At 54.6% G+C, this 21,432-nt stretch carries 19 protein-coding genes; 4 read left to right on the top strand and 15 right to left on the bottom strand.

Annotated elements, in window-relative coordinates; genetic code table 11:
• Positions 1-40: 40 nt before the first annotated feature.
• The 8 genes from ACS603_RS12310 to phoB form a co-directional block, all read right to left on the bottom strand.
• On the bottom strand, positions 41-1,909 hold the full coding sequence (locus ACS603_RS12310) for an amidohydrolase (protein WP_474944366.1): 1,869 nt from the start codon (positions 1,907-1,909) through the stop codon (positions 41-43).
• 21 nt (positions 1,910-1,930) lie between these two features.
• Complete coding sequence (locus ACS603_RS12305) at positions 1,931-2,476, bottom strand: antibiotic biosynthesis monooxygenase (RefSeq protein WP_182059804.1); 546 nt, start codon at positions 2,474-2,476, stop codon at positions 1,931-1,933.
• Positions 2,477-2,524: 48 nt separating this feature from the next.
• Positions 2,525-3,166, bottom strand: coding sequence for a hydrolase (locus ACS603_RS12300; RefSeq protein ID WP_014069092.1), 642 nt, complete (start codon positions 3,164-3,166; stop codon positions 2,525-2,527).
• Positions 3,167-3,367: 201 nt separating this feature from the next.
• Positions 3,368-5,185, bottom strand: a complete 1,818-nt coding sequence (gene malZ / locus ACS603_RS12295; protein ID WP_474944365.1) for a maltodextrin glucosidase — start codon at positions 5,183-5,185, stop codon at positions 3,368-3,370.
• 590 nt (positions 5,186-5,775) lie between these two features.
• Positions 5,776-7,149, bottom strand: a complete 1,374-nt coding sequence (proY, locus tag ACS603_RS12290; RefSeq protein WP_315688004.1) for a proline-specific permease ProY — start codon at positions 7,147-7,149, stop codon at positions 5,776-5,778.
• 81 nt (positions 7,150-7,230) lie between these two features.
• Positions 7,231-8,550, bottom strand: coding sequence for a branched-chain amino acid transporter carrier protein BrnQ (gene brnQ / locus ACS603_RS12285; RefSeq protein WP_182059799.1), 1,320 nt, complete (start codon positions 8,548-8,550; stop codon positions 7,231-7,233).
• 409 nt (positions 8,551-8,959) lie between these two features.
• Positions 8,960-10,255 carry a phosphate regulon sensor histidine kinase PhoR gene (phoR, locus tag ACS603_RS12280; protein ID WP_315688003.1) on the bottom strand — a complete coding sequence of 432 codons (1,296 nt, stop codon included), beginning with the start codon at positions 10,253-10,255 and terminating at the stop codon, positions 8,960-8,962.
• A gap of 21 nt (positions 10,256-10,276) precedes the next feature.
• Complete coding sequence (gene phoB / locus ACS603_RS12275) at positions 10,277-10,966, bottom strand: phosphate response regulator transcription factor PhoB (protein ID WP_003859122.1); 690 nt, start codon at positions 10,964-10,966, stop codon at positions 10,277-10,279.
• A 187-nt stretch (positions 10,967-11,153) separates the two neighbouring features.
• Here phoB and sbcD point away from each other — a divergent pair, with 187 nt between their 5' ends.
• Both sbcD and sbcC read left to right on the top strand, forming a co-directional pair.
• The gene (gene sbcD / locus ACS603_RS12270) at positions 11,154-12,359 is read left to right on the top strand and encodes an exonuclease subunit SbcD (RefSeq protein WP_474944364.1); all 1,206 of its coding nucleotides are present in this window, start codon (positions 11,154-11,156) and stop codon (positions 12,357-12,359) included.
• Entirely contained in the window at positions 12,356-15,487 is a 3,132-nt protein-coding gene (gene sbcC / locus ACS603_RS12265) for an exonuclease subunit SbcC (RefSeq protein ID WP_474944363.1), read from the top strand. The genes sbcD and sbcC overlap by 4 nt, the downstream gene beginning before the upstream one ends.
• A 112-nt stretch (positions 15,488-15,599) precedes the next feature.
• Here sbcC and ACS603_RS12260 read toward each other — a convergent pair whose 3' ends face one another.
• The gene (locus ACS603_RS12260; RefSeq protein WP_182059795.1) at positions 15,600-15,761 is read right to left on the bottom strand and encodes a hypothetical protein; all 162 of its coding nucleotides are present in this window, start codon (positions 15,759-15,761) and stop codon (positions 15,600-15,602) included.
• 111 nt (positions 15,762-15,872) lie between these two features.
• The gene (mak, locus tag ACS603_RS12255) at positions 15,873-16,778 is read right to left on the bottom strand and encodes a fructokinase (RefSeq protein ID WP_474944362.1); all 906 of its coding nucleotides are present in this window, start codon (positions 16,776-16,778) and stop codon (positions 15,873-15,875) included.
• 123 nt (positions 16,779-16,901) lie between these two features.
• Here mak and rdgC point away from each other — a divergent pair, with 123 nt between their 5' ends.
• Positions 16,902-17,816 carry a recombination-associated protein RdgC gene (gene rdgC, locus ACS603_RS12250; protein WP_182059793.1) on the top strand — a complete coding sequence of 305 codons (915 nt, stop codon included), beginning with the start codon at positions 16,902-16,904 and terminating at the stop codon, positions 17,814-17,816.
• A 49-nt stretch (positions 17,817-17,865) separates the two neighbouring features.
• Here the strand turns inward: rdgC and ppnP are convergent, their stop codons facing one another.
• From ppnP to ACS603_RS12225, 5 genes are all read right to left on the bottom strand, one after another.
• Positions 17,866-18,153, bottom strand: coding sequence for a pyrimidine/purine nucleoside phosphorylase (gene ppnP, locus ACS603_RS12245; RefSeq protein WP_006176849.1), 288 nt, complete (start codon positions 18,151-18,153; stop codon positions 17,866-17,868).
• 71 nt (positions 18,154-18,224) lie between these two features.
• Positions 18,225-18,902: an AroM family protein gene (locus ACS603_RS12240; RefSeq protein WP_182059792.1), complete on the bottom strand. Its 678-nt coding sequence runs from the start codon at positions 18,900-18,902 to the stop codon at positions 18,225-18,227.
• Positions 18,903-19,139: 237 nt separating this feature from the next.
• The gene (locus ACS603_RS12235; protein WP_182059791.1) at positions 19,140-19,331 is read right to left on the bottom strand and encodes a YaiA family protein; all 192 of its coding nucleotides are present in this window, start codon (positions 19,329-19,331) and stop codon (positions 19,140-19,142) included.
• Positions 19,332-19,377: 46 nt separating this feature from the next.
• Positions 19,378-19,902, bottom strand: a complete 525-nt coding sequence (gene aroL / locus ACS603_RS12230; RefSeq protein ID WP_182059790.1) for a shikimate kinase AroL — start codon at positions 19,900-19,902, stop codon at positions 19,378-19,380.
• Between the two features lie 144 nt (positions 19,903-20,046).
• Positions 20,047-20,505 (bottom strand): YaiI/YqxD family protein, encoded by a 459-nt coding sequence (locus tag ACS603_RS12225; RefSeq protein WP_182059789.1) that lies wholly within the window; start codon positions 20,503-20,505, stop codon positions 20,047-20,049.
• Positions 20,506-20,615: 110 nt separating this feature from the next.
• Between ACS603_RS12225 and proC the strand changes: the two genes are divergently transcribed.
• Positions 20,616-21,425 (top strand): pyrroline-5-carboxylate reductase, encoded by an 810-nt coding sequence (gene proC, locus ACS603_RS12220; RefSeq protein WP_182063529.1) that lies wholly within the window; start codon positions 20,616-20,618, stop codon positions 21,423-21,425.
• Positions 21,426-21,432: the final 7 nt, after the last annotated feature.

Raw genomic sequence — 21,432 nt, 5'->3', positions numbered from 1 at the left:
GGTTTACGAGAAAGGCCCGCTTATGCGGGCCTTTTTTTATTCAGAACGCGAAGCAGGAACAGCCCAGCACGCCCCAGAACGCCTGATCGTCCGACACCGGAATATCTGACTGACGGGCTATGTCGTGCGCGTGCCCATGCACACCACAGCTCCCGATACACTGGTGCATCTGCACCACCGCGCCCACCTTGCTGGCGGCAGGCGGAGCTGAGCGATAATGTCCAGGCACCTTAACCACCGGTGACCATTCCGGCACGACCGGGATTGATGGCGGTGACAGCGGGCTAAAGTGCCCGGCTGCGTACACCACCTTGCCATCCACCACGGTCAGCACCGACTCGATGCCTTTAATCTCTTCTTCCTGCACGCTGAAATAGTCTTTCGAAAGCACCACCAGATCGGCAAGCTGACCTTCAACCAGACGGCCCTTCTTACCTTGATCGCTGGAGAACCACGCGCTGCCTGCGGTCCACAGTTCCAGCGCAACATCGCGCGGCAGGCGGTTGTTGTCGTCATACATCGCCAGCCCGCCCACGGTACGCCCGGACACTAGCCAGTAAAGCGCCGTCCACGGGTTATAGCTCGCCACACGGGTCGCGTCCGTCCCTAACCCTACCGGTACGCCCAGCTCCAGCATCTTCGCCACCGGCGGCGTATGTTTCACCGCCTCTTTACCATAGCGATCAACAAAGTATTCCCCCTGGAAGGCCATACGGTGCTGCACCGCAATCCCGCCGCCCAGTGCTTTAACACGTTCGATATTACGCTCAGTAATGGTTTCAGCGTGGTCAAAGAACCAGTGCAGCCCGTTGAACGGGATCTCGCGGTTTACCTTCTCAAACACATCCAGCATCCGGCTGATGGATTCGTCATAGGTCGCGTGCAGACGGAACGGCCAGCGGTTTTCCACCAGATGACGCACCACGCGCTCCAGTTCGTCTTCCATACCCTGCGGCAGATCCGGGCGCGGCTGGAGAAAGTCTTCAAAATCCGCCGCCGAGAAGACCAGCATCTCGCCTGCACCGTTGGCACGGTAGAAATCCGTCCCCTGCCCTGGCTTGAGCATATCGGTCCAGCGTTCAAAGTCTTCCAGTTCTTGCTTTGGACGCTGAGTAAAGAGGTTATAGGCAATACGCACCGTCATCTGCTCTTTGGCGTGCAGTTGCTCAATTATCTCGTAATCCTCCGGGTAATTCTGGAAACCGCCGCCTGCGTCGATAGCACTGGTCAGCCCCAGGCGGTTCAGCTCGCGCATAAACTGACGCGTAGAGTTCACCTGCAGTTCAAGCGGCAGCTTTGGTCCTTTTGCCAGCGTCGCATAGAGGATCATCGCATTCGGTTTAGCGATCAGCAGCCCGGTCGGATTGCCGTTGTTATCACGCACAATTTCCCCACCCGGCGGGTTTGGTGTCTCTTTGGTATAGCCAACGGCTTTGAGCGCAGCGCGGTTGAGCAGCGCGCGATCGTAGAGATGCAGTACAAACACCGGGGTATCCGGAGCGGCCTCGTTAAGCTCTTCGATGGTGGGCATCCGGCGTTCGGCAAACTGGAATTCACTCCAGCCGCCCACAACGCGGACCCACTGGGGAGATGGCGTACGGTCGGCCTGATCTTTTAGCATCCGTAACGCGTCTGCCAGGGAAGGGACACCTTCCCAGCGTAATTCGAGGTTGTAGTTCAACCCGCCGCGAATCAGGTGCAGGTGGGAGTCATTAAGACCGGGGATCACTGTGCTTCCCTGCAAATCAACAATTTGCGTGCCCTGGGTTGCATAACTCATGATGCGATCGTGATTCCCGGTCGCGAGGATCTTGCCGTTAGCGATAGCCACCGCTTCCGTCAGCGGATTTTCGCGATCAAGGGTGTGGATCTTACCTTTCGTTAAGATCAGTGTGGCAGTTTGAGACATAACGTACTCCTTTGAACCGGATCAGGCTTTTTTCAGCCATCCGGCAAACAGACGGGTCACGATGGGCATCCACAGCCAGACCACCAGCGCGACCACACAGGCATCGTTAATCAAATGCAGCAGTAAAGTGCCTTTCAGGCCAGGAAGCAGCGCGCCAGTCACCAGCGGCACCACATTGGTACTGGGGAAGATAACCAGCAGGGTGATGAGAAACTGTTTCCACTGCTTTGGTTTACGCACATTTGTCTCTGGCGGAGTGAACCAGAATGCCGCCTCGGTGCGCACTTCCGTTTTATCGCCTTCCGCCAGCAGTGGCTCAATCTCTTTCACCAGCACATTACGGGTATCGGACTGCGTCCAGGCATAAAGGTGCTCAATGGTGTCGAAGCGGATAATCACCGTCCACAGGCTCTGTCCTTCGGACGGGCGGATGACGTTAGCCCCCAGATGTCCGGGAAATTCAGCCGCGATGGGCATGATTTTGCCAAGCCACTGTTCGTATCGCCCGGCTTGTCCAGGCAGTAACGTATGGGTGATCACCAGCGTCACATGTGATGTTTGCGCCATAAAAGTTCCCTGGTCATTGATGGGCGGGAGAACCCCGCCCTGAAAGGATTACGCTTTGCGCTCTGGCGCACCGTGAACGAGGGTATAGGCATAATCAACGCCCATGCCGTAAGCCCCGCTATGCTCACGCACCAGATCCATCACCGCGTCATAAGTGCCTTTACGTGACCAGTCGCGCTGGTACTCAAGCAACACCTGCTGCCAGGTCACAGGCACTGCGCCTGCCTGCACCATACGGTCGATAGCACGTTCGTGTGCATCAACAGAGGTCCCGCCGGAGGTATCTGTTACTACATACACTTCGAAGCCTTCATCCAGCGCCATCAGCGCCGGGAAGGTCAGGCACACTTCTGTCCACAGGGCAGAAATGATGAGTTTTTTGCGGCCTGTGGCTTTAACTGCCGCAACAAACGCGTCATCTTCCCAGGAGTTCATCGAGGTACGTTCAATGGGTTTTACATCAGGATGGACGGCCAGCAATTCAGGCCAGATATAACCGCTGAAGCTCTTTGTTTCTACAGACGTATAGATAACCGGTACATCAAAAATTTTGCCTGCTTTCGCCAGAGCAACCGTATTATTTTTCAATAACTGACGGTCAATATTTGCCACGCCAAAGGACATCTGCGGCTGGTGATCGATAAAAATCAGTGCGGAATTGGACGGGTCAATCAGTTCACGAATAGACATAAAAGTACCTTTTAATCAATGTGTTAAAAGCCAACGATTTTGTGTGCTAAATGAGAAAGGGCCCTGTCTGATAAAGCAATTTGAGTATAGCGAGAATTGATTTAGACGATATTAAAGAAATTTGTCCGCTCTGTTTAATTTAACAGAACGACTTTGGGGAATATTCTGCAACCGGCGTAATACACCGGTTGCAAAAGGGGATTAATTACCAAACCAAACGCAGGCTGAAATCGCAGGCAGAGACAAAACCCCTTCTTGCAGGTCGCCTTTACCCTCTTTCAGTTGCCATGCCTTCACCCTGAGCAGTGGGGAATCATCCAGCACCACTTCACAGGCTTCACCCCGGTTAATGGCCACCAGCACGCGCTGCTGGTTATAGACCCGGGCAAACACCACGACGTTATCATGCGCGTAGACCACCTGGCATCCGCCGTAGCGTAAAGCCTGGTTCTGTTTACGCAGTTTCGCCATACTCTGATACAGGCTGAACAGCGACGCGTCCTGTTTTGCCGGATCCCACGGGAAGGTTTTGCGACAGAACGGATCGTTGTTGCCGTCCAGTCCCACTTCATCACCGTAGTAAATACACGGGATCCCAGGCCAGGTGAAGAGCCAGGTCACCGCCAGCGGCAGACGCGCCACGTCTTTGCCCAGCAGCGACTTGAAACGTGCTGTGTCGTGGCTATCCAGCTGGTTGAACATCCGCAGCTGCTGCTGGTGAGACAGACTGGCGCGGTAGTTGTCCATCCACGCCATGCAGGTTTCGGCGTCGATAAGTTGCGGATCGTAAGAAATATCGGTATTGGCAAGGAATCCCCACAGCGGGAAAGTAAAGCCGCGATAGTTCATCGCCGCGTCTTCGGCATCGGCATGAAGCCACTGACGCGCATCACCAAAATGCTCACCAAAGACAAACGCCTCCGGCTGGGCGACTTTTGCTGAACGGGTGATCCCGGCAACGTGCTCAATATTGTTACGTGCCCCACCCGCTTCACCCAGCATATGCACCACGTCCAGACGCCAGCCGTCCATGTTCCACGGAGCCTTTAACCAGTGGCGCACAATGCTGTCATCACCACCGTAGATCTCGTTCACAAGCACTGGCGACTGAAAATCGAGCTTAGGCAGGCTGGCATAGCCCAACCAGTCCAAAGCCCGTCCTTCATCACTAAAGCTGTACCAGTCACGCTGGGGTGAATCCGGGTTATGACACGCACCGCCCATGGACTGATTGTGACGATCAAACCAGGCGTGGGAATCCCCACTGTGGTTGAACACGCCGTCCAGAATCAGGCGCATTCCTTCTTTTTTCGTGTTTTCCCGCAGACGCAGCAGCGCGGCATCACCGCCAAACTGCTCATCAACGTGGCGATAATCTTCGGTATCGTATTTGTGAACGCTTGGCGCTTTAAAGACCGGGTTAAGGTACAGCGCCGTGACGCCCAGTTTTTTCAGATACGGGAGCTTTTCGCTGATCCCGTCCAGGTCGCCACCGTAAAATGTCGATCCCCCTGCCTGCGCTGTAAGCGGCTCATCCCACTCTTTAAAGATAATGTCGTGACCTGTGGCGTGGTGGTAATAGACCTTATCCTGCTGCGGCGTGCGCTTCTGGCTGCGGGCAAAGCGGTCAGGGAAGATTTGATAAAAGACCTGATCGTTGACCCACTGCGGGCCATGGTCCGGGTAATCGACGGCGAATTGCTCCAGCCGCGCAGGTGGAAAACGGCTAAAGCCTTGCGGGGTAAACCACAGCTGACGGTTATTCCACAGCAGCTTAAAGCTGTAGCGACGTCGCGGCTGCCCGCTGTTGAGATCGATGTTCGCGCGCCATGCCGTCACGCCGGGCTGCGGCTGGCTGCGTTGCTTATGCATGGTCAATGCGGTTTCTTCGTTATCCACTTCAGCGCGTAGCATCACGCGGTCGGGCTGATTTTCCCCCGCCAGCCAGAGCGTAATCACAAGGTTGTCTTTGTTTTGCTTAACAAATGGGGCAACCGGAAGGTGCCAGGCGTTCAACATCACGAATCCCCTTTGATGAAATTGACGTCACCTTGCCACAGGGTAGTTAAGGTTAGCTCATCATGATGCAGTTTATTGGGGGAGGAGGACGGGGGAGGAGGCATCAGTGCAGCCTGATGCCTTCACCCTCTCCTTTTGGGCTGAGGGTTCCCCAGTCATTTTATCTTTACTCAGCGATGACATTACGCCATTGAAATAAAAGGCTTACAGCAATTCCATGGTCCGGCTGAAAATCGCTGAGGCATTTCCTGTAGGCCGGGGCGAGGCGCATGGATGCGCCGAGAGGGCGCGACTTGCATGGACGCTGCATCGCGCCCGACCCGAAAGCCGAAAGGAATAAGCCGAAGGCACCGCGAAGCGGCGATTTTCTTGCCGGGAGCCCGGGTCGCCAGGGTAGCGGCGGTGAGCTACCCTGGCACGTTCACCGCTATTGTGGTGACAGAGTAGCAAGGAACGTAAAGTGAACGGAATGACCACCTGAGCCGTATGTTCCCCCTCACCCCACCCCTCTCCCCAAAAAGGAGAGGGAGCCGTCCGTGCTCGTATTTTTGTGGGGATTCCTCAACCCACAGGGTGAGGGGAAAAGGGGATTACTGCGCTTGCGCCAACTGGCGGTCGCGGCGGCATTTAAACATCCAGCCTGCCAGCAGCAGAACAATCCACGCAAAGCCCACATACAAGGAAATACGGGTATCCGGGTGATAGCCAATCAGTCCGATAATAAAGACCAGGAAAACCAGCCCAACTACGGTAGTAACCACACCACCCGGCACTTTGAATTTTAGTGCTTCCACCTCTTCCGGCGGCAGACGGCGACGGAACGCAATCTGTGACAGCAGGATCATAATCCACACCCACACGGTCGCAAAGGTCGCCAGCGATGCAATCACCAGGAAAATGTTCTCAGGCATGATGTAGTTGAGGTATACCGCAAACAGCAGCGCAATGGTCATAACCATCACCGTCACCCACGGAATACCGCGACGAGAGGTTTTCGCAAAGACTTTTGGTGCACTGCCCTGCTCTGCCATTCCGTGCAGCATACGCCCCACGCCAAACACATCGCTGTTAATTGCAGAAAGCGAGGCCGTCAGCACCACGAAGTTCAGAATACTGGCCGCAAACGTGATCCCCAGGTGCTGGAAAGTCAGGACAAACGGACTACCATCGGTGCCCACCTGGTTCCACGGGTAAATAGACATAATGACAAACAGCGTACCCACGTAGAACACCAGAATACGCATCGGCACTGAATTGATGGCACGCGGGATGGATTTCTCCGGGTCTTTCGCTTCACCTGCGGTGATGCCGATAATCTCAATACCGCCGTACGCAAACATCACCATTTGCAAAGACATCACCATGCCGAGCCAGCCGTTGCTAAAGAAGCCGCCGTTGCTCCACAGGTTATGAATACCGGTTGGCTGACCGCCGTTACCAATACCCCAGATGATGATGCCAAAACCGGCCGCAATCATGATGATAATGGTGGCAACTTTAAAGAAGGAGAACCAGAACTCCAGCTCACCAAACACCTTCACGCTCATCAGGTTAATGGCGCAGATGATCAACACCACGCTTAGTACCCAAATCCAGTGCGGTACAGTCGGGAACCAGACCCCCATGTAAATGCCGAAGGCAGTGACATCGGCAATCGCCACTATCAGGATCTCAAAACAGTATGTCCAGCCGGTGATGTAGCCTGCCAGCGGGCCTAAGTTATCTTGCGCGTAACGAGAAAAGGAACTTGCAGAAGGGTTATGCACGGACATTTCGCCCAGCGCTCGCATGATGATATACGCCGCCACGCCACCAATGATGTAGGCCAACAGAACGCTTGGACCGGCCATTTTGATGGCATCTGCCGAGCCATAAAAAAGACCCGTACCGATAGCTGAACCAAGTGCCATAAAGCGGATGTGGCGGGTGCTCAGTCCACGTTTGAGTTTGTTAGTACTTTCCATTTAAATCTTGCCATTCAACACGAAAAAAACAAAAAACCACGGGGCCTTAAGCCCCGTGGTTAAACAGTTTGTTGCCGTTGATTAATGCGCGTTAGATGTAACCTGACGCCCTGCTGCACGGTCCCAGATAACGGCCAGAACCAGCGCTACAACGGTAGGCATCAGCCATGCCAGACCCTGTTCGGACAGCGGCAGACGCTGTGTCCAGGCTGGCAGCATTTCACTGAATGCTGATGCTTTGATTCCGTCAAGGATACCAAAAAGAAGGCTGATAAACATGGCCGGCGCAATAATTCGGGATGAATTATTCCACCACGGACGAGTAAAGCTCAACACCACCAGCACAATGCACGGCGGATAAATGGCCGTCAGCACCGGAATGGAAACCTGAATCAGGTGGCTCAGCCCCAGATTCGATACCGCCATTGAGAAAATGCCCAGAATAAACACCAGCGAGCGGTAAGAGAGCGGCAGATACTGAGCAAAGAACTCAGCGCACGCGCAGGTCAGGCCAACGGCCGTCACCAGACACGCCAGGAAAATCAGCACCGCAAGCAACATGCTGCCCGCACCACCGAAGGTGTGCTGCACGTAAGCATGAAGGATAGCCGCACCGTTCGCGTTCTGTTCAACCAGCATAGCGCTATCTGAACCCAGGCGGAACAGCGCCAGATACAGCAGCGTCAGGCCCACACCGGCCATCAGGCCAGCCCAGATGGTATAGCGGGTCAGCAGACGCGCTTCGGTCACGCCACGGGAACGCGCCGCGTTCACAATAACGATACCAAACACCATCGCGCCCAGCGTATCCATGGTCAGATAACCGTTCACAAAACCGTTGGAGAACGCCGCATTTTTATAGGCATCCATCGCATCGCTGATAGGGCCAGCCGGCCAGATGATAGCCGCAACGGCCAGCACGATCAGCGCCACAATTTTCATTGGCGCCAGGAAGTTCCCCACGGTATCCAGCAGCTTGCCCGGATAAAGAGAAACCAGAATGACAATCGCGAAGTACACCAGGCTGTAGATAAACAGCGGCATCGCACCGTCGCCGGTCAGCGGAGCAATCCCCACTTCAAAAGAGACCGTTGCCGTACGCGGGGTCGCAAACAGTGGGCCAACAGCCAGATAGCAGACCGTCGCCAGCAGAACGCCAGCCACTTTACCGATCGGTGTGCTGAGGCTATCAACGCCGCCGCCGACTTTCGCCAGCGCAACGATGGTCAGTACCGGTAGACCCACGGCAGTAATCAGGAAACCAAACGCAGCAGTCCAGACGTGTTCACCCGCCTGTAAGCCGACCATTGGAGGGAAAATGATGTTGCCTGCGCCAACGAACAGCGCAAATGTCATAAAGCCCAGCGCGATGATGTCACGCGATTTTAAGTGATGGGTCATAAAACCTTACTGCCTGTGGATGTGGTGTTGAAAACGTTGAGATTTTCGCCATCCCTGACGGGACAATACAGCGGAAAACTTGCTCAATTTCAGCGGGAAATTCTCCCGTCCTGGCGTGGAGAAGAATAGTTTTTCGATTTACCACGCAAATACAGTCGGTCTGACAGTATCTGGGGGGCAATTTAAACGCTTATAACGTTTAAAGGCAAGATGGGATCGTGAAACCAGAACAATATGCCAGTATGAAAAATCAGGCCAGCACAATACGCTATTTATAAGAAAAACCCATGGCTAATCATGCGAACAAAAAAGCATCGGGCGTATAAAATTCACTCAGGTTTTACTTGGCCGCAAAGCAAACGGGCCAGCAATGGCTGGCCCGTGGAAAGGAAAAATGACACGCCTGTTGTCAGGCGATTTTTTTGGCAATTAATCGTTCCGGGATAACGAAACTGAAACGAGTTCCTTTCCCCAGCGTGCTCTGAATATCGAGACGACTTTCATGATGATTGACCGCATGTTTCACAATCGCCAACCCCAGACCGCTTCCTCCGGTCTGGCGCGAGCGCGCTTTATCAACACGATAGAAGCGTTCGGTCAGGCGAGGCAGGTGTTCCGGCGAAATACCTGGCCCGTTGTCCTCAACGCTAAACTCCGCACCTGTCGGGGTATGTTGCCAGCGCACCACAATATGCGTCCCTTCTGGCGTGTGATTTACCGCGTTATAGACCAGGTTAGAAATGGCGCTACGCAACTCATCCTCGCTGCCCAGTACTTTCAGGCCATTATCAACCTCAAAGGTCAGTTGATGTTTTTTATGGCTCAAGGTCTGCGCTTCGCGCTCTACAACGCGCAGCATCATCGGCACGTCGATAGTGTCATTCAACGCAAGCGTCGGGGCGGCCTCTATTTTCGATAACGTCAGAAGCTGTTTCACCAGCCCTTCCATCCGGTGCGTTTGCTCACGCATGGTATGCAGCGCTTTTTCGCGTGGCGCCCCTTCCAGCGTTTGCTCCTGCATCATCTCCAGATAGCCCTGCAGCACCGTTAACGGCGTGCGCAATTCGTGGCTGACGTTGGCAAAGAAATTACGTCGCGCCCCTTCCAGCTGGTGCATCTGCGTTACGTCGCGCGCCACCATTAACCACTGCTGGTCGCTGTAGGGCATCACGCGGATCTCAAGGTGACGACCATTGTTCAGTTTCAGATTATGCGGGCGGGTGAAGTCACGTTTTTTCAGATACTGCGTAAATTCAGGGTAACGCAGAAGGTTAAGGATATTCTGGCCATTATCATCCGGCCAGCGCAGCCCAAGCAGCTGTTGCGCCAGGCCATTACACCAGAAGATAGTCCCTTCTTCGGTGGTCAGAATGACCGCATCCGGCAGCGACTCCGCGCCACTGCGAAAACGTTTGATCAGGCTACCCAGCTCACGACGGCGCTTTTTATTACGCATCTGCATCTGATGCAGGCCGTAGAGCAGCGGCTCCCAGCTTCCGCTTCCCGGCGGAGGCGTCATACTGCGGTCAACCCACAGCCACCAGGAAAGGCGCAGTAAGTTCCAGAAATGCCAAATTAGCAGCCCGGTGACCGCAGCCAGTAAAAACCACGGCAAATGTCCAACGAATGCCCCCAGAATGAGGGCCGGGATACAACAAAGAATGAGTTCAAAAACGAGCCTTTTCCATGACAGACGTTCCAGCACGCGTCACACTCCTGTCATTGTTCAGAAACGGGTCGAGAAACGATAACCCGTGCCGCGGACCGTCTGCACCATACGATCGTGGCCGCTCAGCTCCAGCGCTTTACGCAAGCGGCGAATATGGACATCAACCGTCCGGTCTTCGACATAGACGTTAGTCCCCCAGACGTTATTCAGCAACTGCTCACGGCTATAGACACGCTCAGGGTGAGTCATAAAGAAATGCAATAACTTGAATTCGGTCGGCCCCATATCGAGTGGGTTTTCGCCGGTCATCACCCGGTGTGACGTTGGATCAAGACTTAAGCCCTGCATCTCAATCACCTCTTCCACCGCCATCGGCGAAATACGGCGCATCACCGCTTTAATACGGGCGACCAGTTCTTTAGGAGAGAATGGTTTAGTGATGTAATCGTCAGCGCCTGTTTCCAGACCGCGCACACGATCTTCTTCTTCACCGCGCGCCGTGAGCATGACAACCGGAATATCGCGGGTCATCGCTTCACGTTTAATGTGTTTGATGAACTGCAATCCCGAGCCGCCAGGCAGCATCCAGTCAAGCAAAATCAAATCAGGCCAGGGTTCGTTAAGTTGATTCACCGCGCTGTCATAATCTTCAGCTTCTACCGGCTGAAAGCCATTTTGTTCGAGCACGAAGCACACCATTTCACGGATCGGAGCTTCATCTTCTACGACCAGAATACGTCTCGCCATACTTTGCCCTGTCTTATCTTATTTAAGTTACAAGTTTGTAATGCGGCGTCATTATGCGTCAGATTTATGACAGATTTATGAAAAACATTACCACTATAAATGGCAAACTGTTGTTTTATTACAGCGGTTATTTTCCGTTCTCTGAAAGTTTATAATCCTATCCTCATTTTTTTGCCACGGAACCGTTATGCGCATACTTCACACCTCGGACTGGCATCTGGGTCAAAATTTTTACAGCAAAAGCCGCGCCGCAGAACATGAAGCCTTCCTGAACTGGCTGCTGGAAACTGCTCAGTTGCACCAGGTTGATGCCATCATCGTTGCCGGTGATATTTTTGATACCGGGCAACCGCCAAGCTATGCGCGCGAACTGTATAACCGTTTTGTCGTTAACTTACAGCAAACCGGCTGTCATCTGGTGATTGTTGCGGGTAACCACGACTCCGTGGCAACGCTGAATGAATCCCGCGATATTCTCGCGTTCCTCAACACGACGGTCGTCGCCAGCGCCGGGCACGCCCCGCAGATCCTGAAAAAACGCGACGGGACGCCGGGTGCGGTACTGTGTCCGGTGCCTTTTTTACGTCCGAGAGATATCGTTCAGAGTCAGGCCGGGCTTTCCGGCGGTGAAAAGCAGCAGCACCTGTTGCAGAGCATAACCGACTACTACCACCAGCAGTATGAAGCAGCCTGCGCCCTTCGCGGTGAACAGGCGATCCCCGTGATTGCCACCGGACATTTGACTACCGTTGGGGCGAGCAAAAGTGACGCAGTACGTGACATTTATATCGGCACGCTTGATGCTTTCCCGGCGCAAAACTTCCCGCCTGCGGATTACATCGCGCTGGGGCATATTCACCGCGCGCAGATGATTGGCGGTAGCGAACATATTCGCTATTGCGGCTCCCCGATTTCCCTGAGTTTTGACGAGACGGGCAAAGCCAAATCCGTGCATCTGGTGACGTTTACCGCTGGCAAGCTCAGCGCCGTCGATACGCTGGACGTCCCGGTCACCCAACCGCTCGCGGTGCTCAAAGGCGACCAGGCAGCCATCACCACTCAGCTTGAGCAGTGGCGTGGCGCGGCGCAAGAACCGCCGGTCTGGCTGGATATCGAAATCACCACCGATGAATATCTGCATGATATGCAGCGTAAAATTCAGGCCTTAACGGAAGATTTGCCCGTCGAGGTGTTGCTGGTGCGCCGTAGCCGCGAACAGCGCGAGAAAATCCTGTTGAGCGCTCAGCGCGAAACGCTGAGCGAGCTGAAGGTCGAAGAGGTTTTTGAACGCCGGTTGGCCCAGGAAGAAATGGACGATGCAAAACGCGCCAGGCTGAACGAGCTGTTCGCCCATACACTGCACTCACTGAATGACGAGGAAGAGAACGCATGAAAATCCTGAGTCTGCGTCTGAAAAACCTCAACTCACTCAAGGGTGAGTGGAAAATCGACTTTACCGCTGAACCTTTCGCCAGCAACGGTTTATTTGCAATTACCGGTGCCACCGGGGCAGGTAAAACCACGCTGCTGGATGCCATTTGCCTTGCGCTGTACCACGAAACGCCGCGCCTGCAAAAAGTCTCTCAGGCGCAAAATGACCTGATGACGCGCGATACCGCCGAGTGTCTGGCGGAAGTAGAGTTCGAAGTAAAAGGCACGGCTTACCGCGCTTTCTGGAGCCAGAACCGGGCGCGTAACCAGCCAGACGGCAACTTACAGGCCCCGCGCGTGGAGCTGGCGCGCTGTGAAGACGGTAAAATCCTTGCCGATAAAGTGACGGACAAGCTTGAACAAACCGCTGCCCTGACGGGCCTGGATTACGATCGTTTTACCCGCTCGATGCTGCTCTCTCAGGGGCAATTTGCTGCCTTTCTTAATGCGAAACCCGGCGATCGCGCCGAACTGCTGGAAGAGCTGACCGGCACTGAGATCTACGGCCAGATTTCAGCACGGGTTTTTGAACAACACAAGGCAGCCCGTAGCGCCCTGGAGATGTGTGAGGCCCAGGCCGCTGGCGTGGTGCTCCTAAGTGAAGAGCAGCAACAACAGCTGCAGCAAAGTTTGCAGGTACTTACTGACGAAGAGAAAGCCCTGCTGGCGCAACAGCAGAGTCAACAGCAAGTCTTTCAGTGGCTTACGCGTCATGATGAGCTGCTGCGTGAACAGCAGCGTGCCACGGCCTTGCAGCAGCAAGCACAACAGGCACTGGCTGATGCCGGGCCGGAGCTGGCAAAACTTCAGCTTGCGCAGCCTGCTGCTGCGCTGCGTCCGCTCTGGGAGAGCCAGCGCGAGCAGACCACTCGCCTCGCGCAGACACAGCAGCAAATTGTTGAAGTAAATACTCGCTTACAGGCAAGAAACGCACAGCGGGCGCGAGTGCGCAACGGCGCGTTACGCACTCGCGAACAACTGCAAACTGACCTGACAACGCTCGCCCAGTGGCTTGCCGGGAACGAGCGTTTTCGCCAGTGGGGCCAGGAAATTGCCGGATGGCGTGCCCATTTCACCCAGTTGAGTCGTGATAAACATCAGCTTGTTGCACTCACCGCCCGCCTCGCGGAACTGCGTCAAAAGCTGGCCGGTTTGCCGGTAAGCAGCCTGACGATGACGACCGAAGAGGTTGCGGTGGCGATGGAGCAGCAAGCCCAGTCGCGCACCGCACGCCAGCGCCTGACAACACTCCACGCGCGCTATCAGCCACTACAAAAACACCTGGCACAATATGGCGAAAGCGTGCAAAAAGCCCAGGCTGAGCAGGTGACACTCAATGACACCCTCGCGCTACGCAGGCAGCAATACAAGGAAAAAAACCAGCACTATCTGGATGTCGAACAGCTTTGCAGGCAAGAAGAGAAAATCAAAAGTCTGGAAGCCGAACGCGCCCAGTTACAGGCCGGGCACCCTTGCCCGCTGTGCGGTTCAACAACGCATCCGGCGGTAACGGAATATCAGGCGCTGGAACTCAGTGCCAGCCAGCGTCGCCGCGACGAGCTGGCAAAAGAAGTCGCGGCGCTGAAAGAGGAAGGTTTGCTGGTTCTGGGGCAGGTTAACGCCCTGACCCAGCAGATCCAGCGCGAAACAGCTGAGGCGCAAACCTTATCTCAGGAAGAGCAATCACTTACTAACGAGTGGCAAGAGGTGTGCGGCACGCTGAATATTCATCTGAATATTCAGGATGATATCACCCCGTGGATGAACGAGCAGGAACACTACGAGCGCCAGCTTTATCAGTTGAGCCAGCGCCTGACGCTGCAAAAGCAGCTCAACGAGCAGGAAGAGCAGCAGCGGCAGTACCAGCAACAGTGGGCCGCAACCCGCCAGACGCTGGAACATATGCTGAGCACGCTGTCACTGAACGTGCCTGAAGAGGGTGCTGAAGCAGTCTGGCTGACCGAGCGCGAAAACGAATTATCGCGCTGGCAGGAAAATCAAACCCGACACAGCGCCATACAAGAGCGTATTAACGCCCTGACGCCACTGCTTGATACGCTGCCTGAGGCTGATAGCGCAGAGGCCGACACTATTATCCCGGATAACTGGCGCGACATTCACAATGAGTGCGTCTCCCTGCAAAGCCAGCTTGCAACTCTCCAGCAGCAGGAAGGGCTGGAAAGTGAGCGTATGCAGCAGTCGCAGACTCAGTTTGCAACCGCACTGGCAGCAAGTACTTTTGCCGATCAGGAGGCATTCCTGTCCGCGCTTCTGGATAACGACACGTATCTTCGCCTTGAACAACTGAAACAAACGCTGGAAAACCAGAATCAGCAGGCAACAGCACTCTTTGGGCAAGCGAATCATCAGCTGCAAGGACACCTGCAACTGCGCCCGGAAGGGGCTGACTGCGATGTCCCTGGCTTGCAGGCACAACTGCAACAGCTGGCGCAGAGGTTACGCGACAATACCACTCACCAGGGTGAAATCCGCCAGCAGCTTAAGCAGGACAGCGATAACCGTCTGCATCAGCAGGCATTGATGCAGCAAATCGATGAGGCCGCGCGTCTTGCCGAAGACTGGGGTTATCTCAACGCGCTGATAGGCTCCAGCACCGGCGACAGGTTCCGTAAATTTGCCCAAGGGCTGACGCTGGATAATCTGGTCTGGCTTGCCAACCAGCAGCTTAACCGCCTGCACGGCCGCTATTTGCTCCAGCGTAAAGCGAGCGACGCGCTGGAGCTGGAAGTGGTTGACACCTGGCAGGCTGACGCGGTGCGCGATACCCGCACCCTGTCCGGCGGTGAAAGCTTCCTCGTCAGCCTGGCGCTGGCGCTGGCGCTTTCTGACCTGGTCAGTCATAAAACACGCATTGACTCTCTGTTCCTGGATGAAGGGTTTGGCACGCTGGATAGTGAAACGCTGGATACCGCGCTGGATGCGCTGGATGCGCTGAACGCGACCGGAAAAACCATCGGTGTGATTAGCCACGTTGAGGCGATGAAAGAGCGAATTCCGGTGCAGATTAAGGTGAAAAAGATTAACGGGCTTGGGTACAGCAAGCTGGATAAGGTGTTTGCGGTGGAGTGATGGTGGGGTAATTCTGTGTGGTCTGGTGCCCTCACCCCGCAGGGCTGAGGGGAACATACGGCTCAGGTGGTCATTCCGTTCACTTTATGTTCCTTGCTACTCTGTTACCACATTACCGGTGAACGTGCCAGGGTGGCTCACCGCCACCACCCTGGCCACCCGGGCTCCCGGCAAGAAAATCGTCGCTTCGCGATGCCCTCAGCTTATTCCTTTCGGCTTTCGGGTCGGGCGCGATGCAGCGTCCCTGCAAGTCGCGCCCTCTCGGCGCATCCATGCGCCTCGCCCCGGCCTACAGGAAACGCATCGGCGATTTTCAGCCGGACCATGGCGCCGCTGTAACGTGTTTATTCTAATGACGCTATTTGATCGCTTAATAACAAAAAATTTATTCTGGCCACAGCCACGCCGCACCGCGCACGCCGCTGGAATCCCCGTGCACCGCTTTGCGGATCGGGGTTTCACACTCGCCGCCGAACACCCACTGTTTCACCAGACCAGGTACCGTGGCGTACAGACGATCAACATTGCTCATCCCTCCCCCCAGGACAATCACATCGGGGTCGAGAATATTCACAACATGCGCCAGTGACTTCGCCAGCCGCATTTCGTAGCGGCTCAGAGCCAGTTCCGCCACAGGATCGTGCTCTTCAACCAGGCACATGATCTCGTTGCCCTTCAGCGGTTGCCCACTGAGGCGATGATAGTCCTTCGCAAAACCGGTGCCGGAGATAAACGTCTCGATACACCCTTGTTTGCCGCAGTAGCACGGCACTTCAGCGCGATATTTCAGCTCGTCTTCGTCCATCCATGGCAGAGGGTTATGCCCCCATTCGCCTGCCGTGCCGTTACCGCCAATGTGGGAACGGCCATTAAAGGCTACCCCTGCGCCACACCCTGTTCCGATGATCACCGCAAATACCGTCTGGGCACCTGCGGCAGCCCCATCGATGGCCTCCGAAACTGCCAGACAGTTGGCATCATTCGCCAGACGCACTTCGCGGCTCAGGCGCGCGCTCAAGTCTTTATCAAAAGGCTGGCCGTTGAGCCAGGTGGAGTTAGCGTTTTTCACCACGCCGGTGTACGGCGAAATCGAGCCAGGAATGCCCATTCCCACGGTACCGGTTTGCCCTGTCGCCTGCTCTGCCATCTCGACCAGACGCGCGATCGTCTCAATGGTCTGGTGATAATCATCACGTGGCGTAGGCAGACGGTGGCGAAACAGTTGCTCCCCCTGTTCGCTCAGCGCGATGACTTCGGTTTTGGTGCCGCCCAAATCAATCCCAATACGCACAAGACACTCCTCATTATTTTGATTATCAACAGAGTAGAAGCCGGTTACCCGATTAGCAATGCAAGCACTGCGACAATTCGTTATCATGCCCGCTGATTTAACGACAAGGCCGTGGAAATTATCATGCTGTGGTTCAAAAATTTGATGGTTTACCGTCTTAGCCGCGACGTTTCGCTGCGTGCTGAAGAGATGGAAAAACAGTTAGCCGCTTACACCTTTACCCCTTGCGGTAGCCAGGATATGGCAAAAACCGGTTGGGTTCCTCCGATGGGTTCACAAAGTGACGCGCTGACCCACGCCAGCAGCACGGGTCAAATCATTGTCTGCGCCCGTAAAGAAGAGAAGATCCTGCCCTCACCAGTGGTGAAGCAGGCACTCGAAGCGAAGATCTTCAAGCTGGAAGCCGAACAGGGCCGCAAGCTGAAAAAAACCGAAAAAGATTCACTGAAAGACGAAGTGCTGCACTCTCTGCTACCGCGCGCTTTTAGCCGTTTTAGCCAGACGATGATGTGGATCGACACCGTAAACGGGCTGATCATGGTTGACTGCGCCAGCGCCAAAAAAGCGGAAGATACGCTGGCCCTGCTGCGTAAGAGCCTGGGCTCCCTGCCGGTGGTTCCTATGACCATGGAAAACCCTATCGAGCTGACGCTGACCGAATGGGTGCGCAGCGGCGCGGCGCCTCAGGGGTTCCAGCTGCTTGATGAAGCAGAATTAAAAGCGATCCTCGAAGATGGCGGCGTGATCCGCGCGAAAAAACAGGATCTGGTATGCGATGAAATCGCGGTCCACATCGAAGCGGGTAAACTGGTGACCAAGCTGGCGCTTGACTGGCAGCAGCGCATTCAGTTTGTCATGTGCGATGACGGCTCTGTGAAACGTCTGAAATTCTGCGATGAACTGCGTGACCAGAACGAAGATATCGACCGGGAAGATTACGCCCAGCGTTTTGATGCTGACTTTATCCTGATGACCGGTGAACTGGCAGCGTTAATTCAGAGTCTGGTGGAAGGCCTCGGCGGAGAAGCGCAGAGGTAACAGGCCAAAAACACAGGCCGGGTAAGCGGTAGCGCCACCCGGCTTTTTTTTATTTCAGGTAGCGACACAGATAAGACGTAGGCTCAGCAACCTGCAAATGGAACTCGCTGTGGCCAGGGACGTTGAATACTTGTCCTGCGGCAAACACTTTCCACTCGGTTTCACCAGGCAGTAATACATTCAGCGCGCCGCTGACCACTGTCATCTCTTCGGCTTCAGCCGTGCCAAAGGTGTATTCCCCTTCAGCCATTACGCCCACACTGGCGCGGCCAGTGCTGCTGCTGGTAAAACCAATGGATTTCACTTTACCGGAAAAGTATTCGTTACTTTGAAGCATGAACTGGCCCTTATATTTATCGATAAAAATCCACTATAGGGGCCATGCTCATAGCCTGTCACGCAAAATCATTACGCCAGGAGCTCTGATGCCAGACGCGCCATCAGAACGTTGGATAACAGAACCGGTACATCAAGCGCTTTTTGCAGAAGATCCCGGTGATGCTGATGAAAACCGAGACAGTCCAGGATCAGCACATCCGCCCCTTCGTCGAGCAACGCCTGCCCGGATGCAATCAGTTTTTCGTCGCTATCCGTAATGGGGTTTGCCAGAGCATACAAAGGCGTTTGCGCAAGCGCGCTCCATTTCGCCTCCTGGTTTTCCAGCAGCTCCTCAATAGGGACAATCACCCCCACCTGATGACCGTCAACAATCGAGGCCACCAGCGGCGGAATAATCCGCATCGGTTCCAGCAATATGGCGTTACGCGCGACAAGCCCCTTAATCGGGGCCGTACTCATCAGTAAAATAACGTCATAACCCTGATTATCGAGCACCTCAATGACCCCCTGAAGTGAGCGCTCAATTTTCTGACGTGACACATTCGCCAGTTTACCGTCACTTAATAACGTCGGCAGGAGATCCTCTCCTTCTTCAACAGCGTAGTCTTCCATGACCTCTTCCCGACTCATCTTACCCAACAGGCTAAGATGGGTGATTTGTTGTTCAGAGACATGCTCAGTTAAGAGCGGTAATACTTCGCTTACAGGGACCACACCAATGGTGAGGATCGCCAACGTCGCCTTCATTTTGTTCGCCTTCCATTACTGCCGCAACTGCCACACAGGTACAGACTCAATTCGCTGCACAGCTCATTTTTTCAACAAAACAGCACCAAGCGTAGCAGCAGATCCTTACGCTGAAATGTAAAGATCTACTGGCCTATCTGAATCCGTCTGTAATAACTTAACTTTAACCTCTGCTTAACATTTCCATTGAGTGAAAAGTGTGATTCGGGCACGGTAATGCGCGGTTTGAGAATTTATTCAGGATTTTTCGGGATCTTCGTAGCGCTGCTTTGCATCCAGCGCTTCTTGCTCCGTCTCGTGTTCACTGATTAACGAATCTGCATAGGGATAATCGGCACGCAGTTGAAACCAGGTCACGGTATGCCCAGGATGACCTTTTTCGACGATAACAATGCGTGCGAGACGAGGATAAGGAGGTCGGTTTGGCATAGTTCATCCGTAAGTCAGGGGAGTGAACTATAAGTATAGTCGCCCGCTAACTGGCGCACGCCAGACGCAGCGCTGTCACGATAGAATGGACAACTTGCTCAGGAGATAAAGAGGCATCGACAACATGATGTGCCGCCTCGCGGTATAACGCGTCGCGTTCCGCCAGCACTTCACTCACCTCTTCGCTTATCGGTTTACCGGTCAGGGTAGGACGCTGCCCCTCTTCCGGGAACGCCTCCAGACGCCCGACCAGGGTAGAAACCGGTGCGCAAAGATAAATCACGATCCCTTTTTCGCGCATAAACTGACGATTACATTCCGCCAGGATAATGCCGCCTCCGGTTGCAATGACCGTCGAAGGTGCCGTCACGGCTTCAAGGGTCGCGGTTTCGCGCGCGCGGAAGCTGGCCCAGCCTTCCTGCTCAACGATCTCTGCGATACTTCGTCCAGCATGAGTCTGTAACCAATGGTCGGTATCGACAAACTGACTGTGGCATACGCGCGACAGCTCAAGACCAACGGTGGATTTCCCACAGCCACGGGGGCCAACTAAAAAGATGGGTTGGGTCATAAAAAGGTGTTCCCCTTGATGCCGGATGGCTGAAGGCTGTAAAGAAATGATTGCAGCGGATGTTGCGTTAACTTTACTGCAAAGCGGTACGTGATGACAACCCTGTGGATGCCACACTGTACCACAAATTGACAATGGTTATCATTACGCAGAGCGGCGCTTCACTTCCAGTAACCATTTATCCAGCTCAGCAGCAAACTGCTGACGGTCGCGCTGGGACAAACTGTCCGGCCCGCCAGTCTGTACGCCACTGGCTCGCAGGGTATCCATAAAATCGCGCATAGTTAGCTTTTCCCGAATGGTTGCCGGCGAGTAGCGCTCACCACGCGGATTGAGCGCAGCCGCGCCTTTTTCCAGCACTTCAGCAGCCAGCGGGATATCGGCGGTGATCACCAGGTCGCCAGCGCTGCACAGACGCACGATCTCATTATCAGCCACATCAAACCCGGCAGGCACGCGCATGGCGCGAATGAACCGGGATGGCGGCACGCGAATATTCTGGTTTGCCACCAGCGTTAACGACATCTGCACGCGATCGGCGGCACGGAATAAGATCTCTTTGATCACATTCGGACAGGCGTCCGCATCAACCCAAATCGCCATATTGTCTCCTCATAATGACATTGCCGACTATTGTCCCTTGCTTTTCGTTGTTAAGCTATAACGCAACGCTATCGATCATAAACGACAACGCATAAGAACGGAGAGGCATGATGGAGAAGAAAATCGGTTTTATCGGCTGCGGCAACATGGGCAAAGCGATTCTTGGCGGTCTGATCGCCAGCGGTCAGGTGTTGCCAGGGCAGATCTGGGTCTATACCCCATCACCGGATAAAGTCGCCGCCCTGCGTGATGAGTACGGCATCAATGCCGCTGAAAGCGCACAGGAAGTCGCCCAGGTGGCTGATATCGTCTTTGGCGCCGTGAAGCCGAACATCATGATCAAAGTCCTGAGCGAGATTACCTCCAGCCTGAATAAAGAAACCCTGGTGGTGTCGATTGCCGCGGGCGTCACTCTGGACCAACTGGCTCGTGCCCTGGGTCACGACCGTAAGATTGTACGTGCCATGCCAAATACCCCATCGCTGGTTAACGCTGGTATGACATCTGTCACCCCGAACGCCCTGGTCACAACGGAAGATACCGCTGATGTGCTGAATATTTTCCGCTGCTTTGGCGAAGCAGAAGTGATTGCCGAGACGATGATCCACCCGGTTGTGGGGGTAAGTGGTTCTGCGCCTGCGTATGTCTTTATGTTTATCGAAGCAATGGCAGATGCAGCCGTGCTGGGTGGGATGCCGCGCGCGCAGGCTTACAAATTTGCCGCTCAGGCAGTCATGGGCTCAGCCAAAATGGTACTCGAAACAGGGAAACATCCGGGTGAACTGAAAGATATGGTGTGCTCGCCTGGCGGCACAACGATTGAAGCTGTGCGTGTGCTCGAAGAGCGCGGGTTCCGTGCTGCCGTCATCGAAGCGATGGCAAAATGCATGGAAAAATCAGAAAAACTCAGTAAGTCCTGATATAACT

This window comes from Enterobacter sp. Li2LvB3, assembly GCF_056156645.1.
Note: the sequence above shows the minus strand (reverse complement) of the source record. Positions and strands in the feature narration are given on the sequence as shown.

Bases quoted from the DNA above. Each gene is read 5' to 3' on its own strand.
- ACS603_RS12300 (WP_014069092.1), bottom strand. From the start codon at position 3,166: ATGTCTATTCGTGAACTGATTGACCCGTCCAATTCCGCACTGATTTTT.
- brnQ (WP_182059799.1), bottom strand. From the start codon at position 8,550: ATGACCCATCACTTAAAATCGCGTGACATCATCGCGCTGGGCTTTATG.
- ACS603_RS12305 (WP_182059804.1), bottom strand. From the start codon at position 2,476: ATGGCGCAAACATCACATGTGACGCTGGTGATCACCCATACGTTACTG.
- phoB (WP_003859122.1), bottom strand. From the start codon at position 10,966: ATGGCGAGACGTATTCTGGTCGTAGAAGATGAAGCTCCGATCCGTGAA.
- ACS603_RS12240 (WP_182059792.1), bottom strand. From the start codon at position 18,902: ATGAAGGCGACGTTGGCGATCCTCACCATTGGTGTGGTCCCTGTAAGC.
- ACS603_RS12260 (WP_182059795.1), bottom strand. From the start codon at position 15,761: ATGGATGCGCCGAGAGGGCGCGACTTGCAGGGACGCTGCATCGCGCCC.
- ACS603_RS12225 (WP_182059789.1), bottom strand. From the start codon at position 20,505: ATGGCGATTTGGGTTGATGCGGACGCCTGTCCGAATGTGATCAAAGAG.
- ACS603_RS12235 (WP_182059791.1), bottom strand. From the start codon at position 19,331: ATGCCAAACCGACCTCCTTATCCTCGTCTCGCACGCATTGTTATCGTC.
- proC (WP_182063529.1), top strand. From the start codon at position 20,616: ATGGAGAAGAAAATCGGTTTTATCGGCTGCGGCAACATGGGCAAAGCG.
- aroL (WP_182059790.1), bottom strand. From the start codon at position 19,902: ATGACCCAACCCATCTTTTTAGTTGGCCCCCGTGGCTGTGGGAAATCC.
- malZ (WP_474944365.1), bottom strand. From the start codon at position 5,185: ATGTTGAACGCCTGGCACCTTCCGGTTGCCCCATTTGTTAAGCAAAAC.
- proY (WP_315688004.1), bottom strand. From the start codon at position 7,149: ATGGAAAGTACTAACAAACTCAAACGTGGACTGAGCACCCGCCACATC.
- sbcD (WP_474944364.1), top strand. From the start codon at position 11,154: ATGCGCATACTTCACACCTCGGACTGGCATCTGGGTCAAAATTTTTAC.
- ppnP (WP_006176849.1), bottom strand. From the start codon at position 18,153: ATGCTTCAAAGTAACGAATACTTTTCCGGTAAAGTGAAATCCATTGGT.
- rdgC (WP_182059793.1), top strand. From the start codon at position 16,902: ATGCTGTGGTTCAAAAATTTGATGGTTTACCGTCTTAGCCGCGACGTT.
- ACS603_RS12310 (WP_474944366.1), bottom strand. From the start codon at position 1,909: ATGTCTCAAACTGCCACACTGATCTTAACGAAAGGTAAGATCCACACC.
- sbcC (WP_474944363.1), top strand. From the start codon at position 12,356: ATGAAAATCCTGAGTCTGCGTCTGAAAAACCTCAACTCACTCAAGGGT.